Genomic DNA, 12,150 nt, shown 5'->3' with positions numbered 1-12,150 from the left:
TGCGGGCTTCCCGCCTATGCACATGCGCAGCTTCGGGCCACCCGCCCTATGGCCCCACCGCGAGCGTCGGCAACGTGTCGCACACCGGCAGCCGGAACATGAACTCGCTGCCGCCGCTGCGCCGGTTGCGGACCGCCAGCGTGCCGCCATGCGCCTCGATGATGGAGCGGCAGATGGCGAGGCCCATGCCCATGCCGTCTTCCCTGGTGGTGAAGAACGGCTCGAACACCTGGCCCAGCACGTCGTCGGGAATGCCGGTGCCATGGTCCTGCACGCTGACGACGACGGTGTCCTGTTCGCGGTATGAGGTCACGATCAGCTCGCGCTGCGCGGCCGGCGTCTGCGCCATGGCATCGAGCGCGTTGGTGATCAGGTTCAGCACCACCTGCTGGAGCTGGACGCGATCGGCTTCCACCACGGCGGACCCCGCCGCCAGGCGCGCGACGACCTTGACATCGTGCTCGTCGATTTCCATGCGCACCATGTCCAGCACCTCGCGCAGGACATCGTCTGGGTTCAGCGGTGCCAGCACCGCCGGCGCCTGCTTGGCCAGGGCGCGCAGCGCGCGGATGATGTCGGCGGCGCGCAGCGCGTTCTGCCTGATGTGGCTAAAGCCGTCGAGCGCCTCGGCGATCTCCGGCCTGGGCCGGTTCAGCCAGCGCAGGCTGGCGTCGACGGTGGCCACGATGGCGGTCAGCGGCTGGTTCACTTCGTGGGCGATCGATGCGGCCAGGCTGCCCATCACGGTCAGGTGCGAGGTGCGGGCCAGTTCCGAGCGCGCGGTACGCAGGCTCATTTCGGCCGCGACGCGGCGGTTGTTCTCGTCGATCAGTTGCTCGTACAGGCGTGCGGTCTCGAGCGAGATCGCCACCTGCGGCGCCAGCACCTCGAGTTCGGCGATCCGGTTGGCATCGAAGACGCCGGGGGCCAGGCTGTTCTCCAGGTAGAACACGCCGATCAGGCTGCCGCCGCGCAGCAGCGGCAGGCACAGCACCGAGCGCAAGCCGCCGGGGATAGCGCCCTTGGTGCGGATCGACGGCGCGTCGACCATGGCGTCGTCCAGCGCCAGCGTCTGCCGGGTGCGCAGCACGCTGTTGAGCACCGCCAGCGGCAGGGCCTGCTCGGTCGGCGCCGCGGTGCCGAGCGTCACCGCCACATGGCCATCGACCACGCGTCCCGAGGCTTCGATCATGGGCTGCTCGCCGCGCATCAGCAGCAGCAGTCCGTACTGGGCGCCGGCGTGGAGCACCACATGGGTCATCAGCGTTTCGATCAGGCGGTCCATCACGATCTCGCTGGACATCGCCCGGGCCGCCTTCATGCCCAGTTCCCAGCGGGCCGCGGTACGCTGGCTGTCGGCGCCGCCGGCGCTGCCGTCGTCATGCCCCGCCACGTCGAGCTGCGGATGGCGTGCGCTCAGCAGCATCGCCTTGTGGTCCGCACCCCAGCGGCGGTAGCCGGCATGGGCCAGGCGCCAGTGCTGTGCGGCCGCGGTCGGCAGGCCGCGCGCTTCGCACAGCATGCCAGCCAGTTCGTGCGCGAGCGCCTGCTCATGAACGAATCCGGCCGCGGCGGCGGCGCCGGCCGACTGCTCATAGCAGGCCAGCGCCTGGATCGGATCGCCGCGCAAGCGGGCCAGCTCCGCATCGATCAGCGACAGCTTGCCCTGGAAGGTCAGCGGGTTCAGCGCCGCCCAGCGCGCAAAGCAATCGCGATGCGCGGTCACGTCGGCCATGACGCTGTCGCTATCCGAAGCCGCGGCGTCCGCGTGCGCCAGTGCAATGGCGAGATACAGCCGGCAATCCGCCACGTTGATATGGGCCGGCGCCGACCAGATCAGCGCCTCGGCCTCGCGCAGGCTGCGCACCGCGTGGTCCCATTCCTGCCGGAACACCGCCGCCATGCCGTCGTAGAGCCAGATCCAGAACTTGGTCGGCAGCGAGTTGGCGCGCGCCAGCCGCTGCGCCGCGCTCATCTGGTGGATGGCCTCGCCCTGTGGCGGCGCTTCGTCGCCGATGCGCAGCCGGTGCAGGAAATGCTGCTGCGAATACAGGATCAGCTCGATATCCCGGTACTGGACCAGCCGGGTCAGCGCCAGCCCGCGGCCGATCTCTTCCTCCACCAGCCGCAGGTGCTCGCCCATGGCGAGCAGGTCGGAGGCGATATGGTTGCAGGCATAGCAGGCCATGCCGATATCGCCCGAGGCACGGCCCAGCAGGACCGCGCGCTGCGCATGCGCCAGCGCGTAGGACAGTGGCCGGGTCCAGGCGCTGACCTGGTCGACGGCCACCAGCGTGGCGATGCGCTCCGCCTCGTAGCCATGGCGATCGGCCAGGTCCATTGCCGCCAGCCCGTAGGCAAGGCCGTCCTCGTATTCCCCATACAGGCTGGCGATAAACACGCCGAACCAGGACAGTCCGTAGGGCGACTCCGCGGTGGCGCCATGCTCCAGCGTCAGCTCCACCATCTTGGCCACATGCAGGAAGCTGATGCCGTCGCGCACGAACAGCGACGAGATCAGCGTCGACAGCAGGCCCATCACGGTCTGGATGCGGCTGTCGTCGGTGGCCGGCAACATCCCCAGGCTGTCGATCGCGCGCCCGCCCAGCGCCGTCCTGACCGCGTCATAGGCCTCGCGCATGCGCGCCGGCGTGGGGCCGCGCTCCAGGTGGATATCGAGCAGCGCCAGCCCCGACAGCGCGGCGTTGATCGCGCCCTCGTAGTCGGAACGCACGGTCTGCAGGCTGGCCTTCAGCCGATGCACGGCAGCCTTGTCCGCGGGCGGCAGGTCGCGCGCGAGCAGCGCATCGATTTCATGCGAGGCGGGTTCCAGCTGCGCCTGCGCCAGCAGGCATTCGCAGTGCAGCACGCTGGCGGCGTAGGCGAGCGCGCGGTGCGTCGACCACCACGACGGCTGCATCAGCGCGAACGCCGCGTCGGTGTAGCGCGTCGCCTGCGCCATCGCCGCGCTGCGCCTGGCGCGCCTGCCGGCGACCAGCAGCACCTGCACGAACGCCACGCGCTGCTGCTCCGACAACGGATGGCCGCCGGCGCGCTCGATCTGGTTGCCGATCTCGAAGGCATGCACGGCCAGGTCGCCTTGCCAGTGCTCGATCATGATCTCCGCGATGCGCGCATGCGCGGCCGGGCGCTCGCGCGGATCGATCATGGCGTATGCGGCTTCCAGCACGCGGTCATGCTGGAAGGCGTAGCCGTCCTCCGTACCTATCAGCAGGCCGGCAGCGACAAACGGGCGCAGCCGCTCGCTGAGCTGCGGCAGACTGAGCTGCGCCACGCACGCCAGCAGGCTTTGCTCGCAGCGTATGCCCACGCACGCCAGGTGCTGCAGCAGCGCCGTTCCCTCTTCCGGCAGCCTGGCGAAGCGCCGGGTCATCAGGTCGGTCACGCTGTCGGTGTAGCGATGCTGCGCGGCGTCGGCCTCTTCCCAGTCCCAGCCGGCGCTGTCGTCGCGGTAGGCCAGCACGCCGTCGTCGACCAGCGCGCGCAATAGCTGGTACGAGAAGAAGGGATTGCCGCCGGTCTTGGCATGCACCAGGCGCGCCAGCGTCTCCACGCGCGGCGCCGGCTCGTTGAGGGCAGCCGCCACCAGTTCGGTCAGGTCCGGCACGGCCAGGGGCCGCACGGCGATGCGCGTGACCGGCAGCGCGTCGGAGCGGCTGGCATGCAGCAGCCAGGAGAAGCGCTGCTCCACATCGTTGCCGTGGTCGCGATAGGCGGCGATCAGCAGCAGGTTGCCCGGGCGTTGCGTGGTGAAGGCCTCGAGCAGCGCAATGGTCGACGCATCGGCCCACTGCAGGTCATCGAAGAACAGCACCAGCGGCGCGCGCTTGTCGGCAAAGGCGGCGAACGTGGCGAGGATGGCCTTCTGCGCGCGCGCCTGCGCCTGCTGGGCCGGCACGTCCGCCAGCGGCGCGGTGCGTCCCAGCACATGCCCGGCCTCGGGCACCAGCACGGCAATGGCCCGGCCCTGACCCGCCAGCGCGCCTAGCCAGCGCTCGCGCACCGGCGCCAGCGCGGCTTCCGGCTCGCCAAGCAGCGGCAGCGTCAGTGCGCGGATCATCTGCGCGACCGGCGCATACGGAATATCGAGTTGCAACTGGTCGCTCTTGCCGCTGGCAAAGCGCATGCCCTGCTGTCCCGCCTGGCACGACAGCCAGGCCGCCAGCGCGGACTTGCCGGTGCCGGCGGCACCGGCGATCAGCACCAGCTCGGACTGGCCGCTGTGGCGCACACGCGCCAGCCCATCGGCGAGCTGCGCGGTTTCGCGCGCGCGGCCAAAGAGCTCGCCGGACACGTTCAGCGTCGAGGTCGCGCCGGCGGCGTCGAGCACGAACGGCGCGATCTCGCCGCGTTCGCGCCAGTCAGCCTGGCAGCGCAGCAGGTCGGCCAGCAGCGACACGGCGCCGGCATAGCGGTCGGCGGGATCCTTGGCCATCAGCTTGAGCACGATCGCCCCCAGCAGCGGCGCAATGCCTGGTGCCCGCGCCTGCGGCGGCACCGGTTCGATGGCGAGATGGGCATGCTGCCAGGCCGCGGCCGAGTCGGCGCTGAACGGCAGCGTGCCGGTCAGCATCTGGTAGAAGGTGACGCCGAGCGAATACAGGTCCGAGCGGGCGCTGGTGCGCGCCTGGTCGGCGCGGGCGACTTCGGGCGACTGGTATGGCCGTGAGGCCGGGCCGGGGCGCGGCACGACGGGCGGCATGGCGTCCAGCGCGGTGGCATGGTCGAAGCCCGTCAGGCGCACAGCGGCGCTGTCGTCGGCCAGCAGGTTGTGCGGCCGGATATCGCCATGCAGCAGGCCGTGCGCATGCGCGCCCGCCAGCGCACGGGCGCTGCCGATGGCAAGTTCCAGGAAGCGAGCGACGGGGACGGGGGCTTCGCCCAGATTCGCGGCGAGCGTCGAAGCGGGCGCGCCGCCATATACCACCACCATGCGGTCCGCGGTGCGCAGCGTGGCCACCGGCACCGCGGCCCAGTCCGCCTGCAGGCGCCCGGCCAGCCGGGCTTCATCCTGCAGTGGCCCGCTGTCTGCCAGCGGCGCGCTCCTGGCGAAGCAGCGGAGCCGGGTGTCGGGGTCGGACAGCTCCAGATAGCTGATGCCATCCGATATGTGGAGCACGCTCTGCGCGGCCCGCGTCAGCCAGGCGTTGTCAAAGGCCGGCGCGGTGCTTTGCTGCGGATGGATGGCAGGCGTCATGGGAGCAAGAATGGTCGGAGGCTCGGCGCCAGCTACGCAGATTCCATACCAGACTTACTGAAACCCGCATCGCCATGCCGCACCATTCTAACTGCCAGATGGGGCAATGGCCGGCAATGGCTCCGCGCCTGTGGCCCCCCTATCCGTTCATGATGTCGGCTGGAGGCGACAGCGACGCACGCCGGGCGTACTCAGCCGCCGACCTTGCAGATGCCGAGCTGCTGCGCCATCAGCACCAGCTCCGCAAAGGTGCGCGCCTTCATCTTGCGCATGGCCTGGCCGCGGTGGATCTTCACCGTCACCTCGCTGATGCCGATCTCGGCGGCAATCTGCTTGTTCAGCAGGCCCGCCACCGCCAGGCCCATGACTTCGCCTTCGCGCGGCGTCAGCGACTGGTAGCAGGCGCGCAACGCTTCGACCTGGCGCAGCCCCTCGCGGCGCAGCCGGTCTTTCTCCAGCGCCGCGGCCACCGCATCGAGCAGGTCCTGGTCGCGGAACGGCTTGGGCATGAAGTCTTCGGCGCCGGCCTTCATTGCCGCGACCGTCATGGCGATATCGCCGTAGCCGGTCATGAAGATGATGGGGATGTGGATACCCATCTGGCCGAGGCGCGACTGCAGGTCGAGTCCGCTCGGGCCGCGCAGCCTGACATCGAGCAGCAGGCAGCATGGCGTAGTGGGAAAGGGTGTGGCCAGCAGCTCGGCGGCCGAGGCGAACAACGCCACATTCAGGCCGACTGAGCGGAACAGGTTGCCCAGCGCACGGCGCAGCGCGGCATCGTCGTCGACCACCAGCACCATCGCGTCATCGCTCGCACTGGCGTCGGCTGGCTCCAGGCTTGGTGATGTCACGGTCAGATCTCCAGTGCGCTCGGAAGGGTGAAGCGGATTATAACCAGCAGACAGGTCACCGCAAGGACCGGGATTGGATCACGGCAGTGACGCACCGGGCACTCATACCATCGTGTTAGTCGCCGTCGCGCGCCGCGATGGCGTGCCGCCGCCACGTGTGGCATCACCGCACCAGCGGCGCGCACGCCGCACCATGCCCGGACACCGCCGGGTTCGACGGGTAATACGAACATACGATTTGCGTGGGCGCCCACACCAACTAGTCTTCCATTCGGCAGCGCCGCGGTCCCGTGACCCCGCCGCCCTTTTCCGCCCCCTTCCGCGTCGCGGCCTTGCGCTCAGGCAAGTGGCTGCGCCCGGGCTCAACCCAGTCCCCAAGGAACGACATCATGTCCAACCCGAAGCTCGAAGTCCTCACCCCGCAGAACAGCCAGCTGATCATCATCGACCACCAGCCGCAGATGGCCTTCGGCGTGCAGTCGATGGACCGGCAGGCCATGAAGAACAACGTGGTCGGCCTGGCCAAGGCGGCCAAGATCTTCAATATCCCGACGACGATCACCACCGTCGAGAGCGAGTCGTTCTCGGGCTTCACCTACCCGGAACTGCTCGACGTGTTTCCGGACCACAAGACGTTGGAGCGCACCTCGATGAACTCGTGGGACGACCAGAAGGTACGCGACGCGCTCAAGGCCAACGGCCGCAACAAGGTGATCGTCGCCGGCCTGTGGACCGAGGTCTGCAACACCACCTTCGCGCTGTGCGCGATGCTCGAAGGCAACTACGAGATCTACATGGTGGCCGATGCTTCGGGCGGCACCAGCAAGGAAGCGCACGACTACGCCATGCAGCGCATGGTGCAGGCCGGCGCCGTGCCGGTCACCTGGCAGCAGGTGCTGCTGGAGTGGCAGCGCGACTGGGCCCACCGCGACACCTATGACGCCGTGATGAAGCTGGTCAAGGAGCATTCCGGCGCCTACGGCATGGGTGTCGACTACGCCTACACCATGGTCCACAAGGCCCCGCAGCGCACGGCCACGCCGCACGAGTCGATCGCGCCGGTGCCGGCCCGCTGAGCCCGCGTCCGACGGGATCGATCGTCCTTTGCTCGTCCTTCCTCCATCGATAAGGCCATCCATGAACTTCATTACTACCAAAGACGGTACCCGGATCTTCTACAAGGACTGGGGCTCGGGCCGCCCGGTCGTGTTCTCGCACGGCTGGCCGCTGAACGCCGACGCCTGGGATGCGCAGATGCTGTTCCTGGTGCAGCAGGGCTTTCGCGTGATCGCCCATGACCGCCGCGGCCATGGCCGCTCGGACCAGCCCGCGCAGGGCAACGACATGGATACCTATGCCGATGACCTGGCGGCGCTGCTGGACGCGCTGGACCTGCAGGGCGCGACGCTGGTGGGCCATTCCACCGGCGGCGGCGAAGTGGCGCACTACATCGGCCGCCATGGCACCAAGCGCGTGGCCAAGGCAGTGCTGATCGGCGCGGTGCCGCCGGTGATGCTGAAGACCACGGCCTACCCCAACGGCCTGCCGATGGAGGTGTTCGATGGCATCCGCAAGGGCGTCGCCGACAACCGCTCGCAGTTCTACAAGGACCTGGCGGTGCCGTTCTTCGGCTTTAACCGTGACGGCGCCAAGGCCTCGCAGGGCACCATCGATGCGTTCTGGGCGCAGGGCATGGCCGGCGGCATCGTGGGCCAGTACGCCTGCATCAGGGAGTTCTCGGAGGTGGACTACACCGAGGACCTGAAGAAGATCGACGTGCCCACGCTGATCCTGCATGGCGACGACGACCAGATCGTGCCGATCGACAACTCGGCGCGCCTGTCGGCCGACATCGTGAAAGACGCCACCCTGAAGGTCTACCCGGGCGCTTCGCACGGCATGTGCGTGATCAACGCCGACCAGGTCAACGCCGACCTGCTGGCCTTCCTGAACGCATAAGCCTTATGTCAGTTACCCGCCGGCAATTCATTGCCTCCGCTGCCGCGATCGGCGCGGCCGCATCCTCGGAGATCTTCGCCATGTCACCAGGCACCCCACCCGACCTCATCCTCGTCAACGGCAAGTTCGCCACGCTCGACAAGTCCAACCCGCAGGCGGATGCCGTTGCCGTGCGCGACGGACGCTTTGTCGGCGTCGGTACGCGCCAGGACATCATGAAGCTGGCCGGGGCGCAGACGAAGGTCATCGACCTGAATGGCCGGCGGGCCATTCCCGGGCTGATCGACAGCCATATGCATATCATCCGCGGCGGCCTGAACTACAACATGGAGCTGCGCTGGGACGGCGTACGCTCGCTGGCCGACGCCATGCGCATGCTCAGGGACCAGGTCGCCCGCACGCCCGCGCCGCAGTGGGTGCGCGTGGTGGGCGGCTTCACCGAGCACCAGTTCGCCGAGAAGCGCCTGCCCACCGTCGAGGAACTGAACGCCGTGGCGCCCGATACGCCGGTGTTTATCCTGCACCTGTACGACCGCGCGATCCTCAACGGCGCCGCGCTGCGCGCCGTGGGCTACACCAAGGACACACCGAACCCGCCGGGCGGCGAGATCCTGCGCGATGCGCGCGGCAACCCCACCGGCCTGCTGCTGGCCAAACCCAACGCCACCATCCTTTACGCGACGCTGGCCAAGGGCCCGAAGCTGCCGCCGGAGTACCAGAAGAACTCGACGCGCCATTTCATGCGCGAGGTGAACCGGCTCGGCGTCACCGGCGTGATCGATGCGGGCGGCGGCTACCAGAACTACCCCGAGGACTACAGCATCATCGAGGAGCTGCACAAGGAAGGGCAGCTTACGGTGCGGCTCGCCTACAACCTCTTTACGCAGAAGCCCAAGGAAGAGCTCAGCGACTTCAAGACTTGGACGTCGAAGGTCAAGCCCGGCCAGGGCGACGACCTGTACCGCCACAACGGCGCCGGCGAGATGCTGGTCTACACCGCGGCGGACTTCGAGGACTTCCGCGTCGAGCGCCCCGACATGGCGCCGTCGATGGAAGCCGACCTGGAGCCGGTGATCCGCCTGCTGGCAGAAAAGCGCTGGCCGTGGCGCTTGCATGCCACCTATGACCAGACCATCACGCGCGCGCTCGACGTCTACGAGAAGGTCGCCAAGGATGTTCCGTTCGATGGCCTGAACTGGTTCTTCGATCACGCCGAGACCATCTCCGACCGCAATATCGACCGCATCGCCGCGCTCGGCGGCGGTATCGCCGTGCAGCACCGCATGGCGTACCAGGGCGAGTATTTCGTCGAGCGCTATGGCGCGCGCGCGGCCGAAGCAACGCCGCCGGTGAAGAAGATGCTGGAAAAGGGCGTCAAGGTCGGCGCCGGCACCGATGCCACGCGCGTGGCCTCGTACAACCCCTGGGTGTCGCTGTACTGGCTGACCACCGGCAAGACCGTGGGCGGCATGTCGATGTACCCGCAGGCCAACCTGCTCGACCGCGAGACCGCGCTGCGGCTGTGGACCGAGGCCAATACCTGGTTCTCGTCCGAAGTGGGCAAGAAGGGCCAGATCAAGGTGGGCCAGCTCGCCGACCTGGCGGTGCTGTCCGCCGACTACTTCAGCGTGCCGGGCGACGAAATCCAGGACATTGCCTCGGTGCTGACCATCCTCGGCGGCAAGGTGGTCTATGGCGACGGCGACTTCAGCAAGCTGTCGCCGCAGATTCCGCCGGCAATGCCGGACTGGTCGCCGGTGCGCCATGTGGGCGGCTACCAGCCGCGGCCGCAGGCGCGCAAGCTGGCCATGAACACCGCATGCGGCTGCGCCAGCAGTTGCGGCGTGCATGGCCACGCGCATGCCAGGGCCTGGACTTCGAGCGTGCCGACGTCGGACGAAAGCACCTTCTGGGGCGCGCTCGGCTGTTCGTGCTGGGCGTTCTGATCCCAAACCTCAGCCCCCACGCCCCCGATCCGGAGACCGGCCATGCCTGAACCGACTACCACGCTGACGCCGGCTTCCTCCGGCCCTTCCACACACCTGTTGCCGCGCTGGCTGCACTGGCTCGCGCTGCTGCTGCTGTGCGCGGCCTACCTGCAGGGCGGCCTGGTCAAGCTGGTCGACTTCCGCGGCGCGATCGCGGAGATGCAGCACTTCGGCCTGTCGCCGGCGGTGCCGATGGCGATCGCCACCATCGTGCTGGAGCTGGGCGCCTGCGCCATGATCCTGCTCGGCTGGCGGCGCTGGCTTGGCGCACTGGCGCTGGCGGCGTTCACGCTGGCCGCGACGTTCGTCGCCAACCGCTTCTGGGAGGTGCCGCCCGACGCCAGGTTCATGATGGCCAATGCCTTCTTCGAGCACCTGGGGCTGGTGGGCGGCTTCCTGCTGGTGGCCTGGCATGACCTGCATGAACGTGCACAACGCACATACGGCACGCCTCTTACGCAAACGGACCGGTGACCAGCATGGCAGAACAAGCACTCCGCCCCGCACCTGCGCCCGCCAACGGCGGCACCTTCGCGCCGCTGGCGCAGGCCACTTTCGCGGTGCTGTGGGCCGCGACCATCCTCGGCAATATCGGCAGCTTTATGCGCGACGTGGCCAGCGCCTGGCTGGCCACCGATCTTTCCACCTCCCCCGCTGCGGTCGCCACCATCCAGGCCGCGGCCACGCTGCCGGTGTTCCTGCTGGCGATTCCCGCCGGCGTGCTGTCCGATATCCTCGACCGCCGGCGCTTCCTGATCGCGGTGCAGGTGGGGCTGGCCATGGTCAGCGGCACGCTGATGGTGCTGGCCTGGCGCCAGGCGCTGACCATCGAGATCCTGATCGGCATGGCCTTCCTCGGCGGCATCGGCGCGGCGATGATGGGGCCCACCTGGCAGTCGATCGTGCCGGAACTGGTGCCGCAGCAGGAGCTCAAGCGCGCCGTCGCGCTCAATGCGCTGGGCGTGAACATCGCGCGCGCGATCGGCCCGGCCGCCGGGGGCCTGCTGCTGGCGGCGTTCGGCGCGGCCACTACGTATGGCGTGGACCTGGTCAGCTATGTCTTCGTGATCGCCGCGCTGCTGTGGTGGAAGCGCCCGGCGCGCCCCGCCGATCCGCTGCGCGAGCACTTCCTCGGCGCCTTCCGCGCGGGGCTGCGCTTTACCCGCGCGCACAGCAAGCTGCATATCGTGCTGGCGCGCGCGGCCGTGCATTTCGCCTTCGGCAGCAGCATCTGGGCGTTGTTGCCGCTGGTGGCAAAACAACTGCTGCACGGCGGCGCCAGCCTCTATGGCGTGCTGCTGGGCGCGGTCGGCCTCGGCGCGATCCTCGGCGCGCTGGTGATGCCGCGGCTGCAGCGCCGGCTCGATGCCGACGGGCTGGTGCTGCTGTCGGCCATCGTCACCGCGGTGGTGATGGCGGTGCTGTGCATCGCGCCGCCGGTGTGGGTCGCGCTGCCGTTGCTGCTGTTCCTTGGCGCGGCCTGGATCACCGCGCTGACCACGCTCGGCGGCGTGGCCCAGGCGATCCTGCCCAACTGGGTGCGCGGGCGCGCGCTGGCGGTCTACCAGATGGTGTTCAACGGCGCGATGGCGGCGGGCAGCCTGGTGTGGGGCTTTGTCGCGCAGGCGCTGGGCACGTCGGGCGGGCTGCTGGTTGCCGCTGGCGGCTTGCTGGTCTCGGCGCTGCTGCTGCATCGGCTGCGGCTGCCGCGCGGCGAGGAAGACCTCCAACCCGCGCAGCATTGGCCCGAACCGGAAGGCGCCAGCGAGATTGCGCATGACCGCGGGCCGGTGATGATCCTGATCGAGTATTGCGTGCGTGCGGAGGATCGCGATGCCTTCCTGCGCGCGGTGCACAAGCTATCGGAAGAACGCCTGCGCGACGGCGCCTTCAACTGGGGCGTGATGGAAGACCCCACCGATCCGGAACTGCTGACCGAGTGGTTCCTGGTCGAATCCTGGGCCGAGCACCTGCGCCAGCACCGCCGCGTGCCGCACGCCGATGCCGACCTGCAGCGCGAAATCACGCGCTTCCATGCCCGGGAGACGCCGCCGCGCGTGCGGCACCTGCTGGGCGTCGGGCTGCCGGCAGCGCCGTCGACTCCGCACTGATTCGCAAACCTCATCAGGAATCC

Annotated in this window: 7 protein-coding genes; 5 read left to right on the top strand and 2 right to left on the bottom strand. The window is 68.9% G+C overall.

Annotated features, from left to right (window positions below):
* Positions 1–46: 46 nt before the first annotated feature.
* Together AB1I47_RS07165 and AB1I47_RS07160 are read right to left on the bottom strand one after the other, a co-directional pair.
* Entirely contained in the window at positions 47–5,218 is a 5,172-nt protein-coding gene (locus AB1I47_RS07165) for a trifunctional serine/threonine-protein kinase/ATP-binding protein/sensor histidine kinase (protein ID WP_354683077.1), read from the bottom strand.
* Between the two features lie 191 nt (positions 5,219–5,409).
* A complete protein-coding gene (locus tag AB1I47_RS07160; protein WP_354683076.1) occupies positions 5,410–6,069 on the bottom strand; it encodes a response regulator transcription factor in 660 nt (219 codons plus the stop codon).
* A 389-nt stretch (positions 6,070–6,458) separates the two neighbouring features.
* On the opposite strand from AB1I47_RS07160, the gene AB1I47_RS07155 reads away from it, so the two are divergent.
* From AB1I47_RS07155 to AB1I47_RS07135, 5 genes are all read left to right on the top strand, one after another.
* On the top strand, positions 6,459–7,145 hold the full coding sequence (locus tag AB1I47_RS07155) for a hydrolase (RefSeq protein WP_306851696.1): 687 nt from the start codon (positions 6,459–6,461) through the stop codon (positions 7,143–7,145).
* 61 nt (positions 7,146–7,206) lie between these two features.
* The gene (locus AB1I47_RS07150) at positions 7,207–8,028 is read left to right on the top strand and encodes an alpha/beta fold hydrolase (protein WP_354683075.1); all 822 of its coding nucleotides are present in this window, start codon (positions 7,207–7,209) and stop codon (positions 8,026–8,028) included.
* Positions 8,029–8,108: 80 nt separating this feature from the next.
* Complete coding sequence (locus tag AB1I47_RS07145; protein WP_354683074.1) at positions 8,109–9,974, top strand: amidohydrolase; 1,866 nt, start codon at positions 8,109–8,111, stop codon at positions 9,972–9,974.
* Between the two features lie 42 nt (positions 9,975–10,016).
* Complete coding sequence (locus AB1I47_RS07140) at positions 10,017–10,490, top strand: DoxX family protein (RefSeq protein ID WP_354683073.1); 474 nt, start codon at positions 10,017–10,019, stop codon at positions 10,488–10,490.
* 5 nt (positions 10,491–10,495) lie between these two features.
* Positions 10,496–12,127 carry an MFS transporter gene (locus tag AB1I47_RS07135; RefSeq protein ID WP_354683072.1) on the top strand — a complete coding sequence of 544 codons (1,632 nt, stop codon included), beginning with the start codon at positions 10,496–10,498 and terminating at the stop codon, positions 12,125–12,127.
* Positions 12,128–12,150: the final 23 nt, after the last annotated feature.

It is taken from the genome of Cupriavidus necator, assembly GCF_040578825.1.
Lineage (GTDB): Bacteria > Pseudomonadota > Gammaproteobacteria > Burkholderiales > Burkholderiaceae > Cupriavidus > Cupriavidus necator_E.
This window is presented reverse-complemented; position numbering and strand designations above follow the sequence as displayed.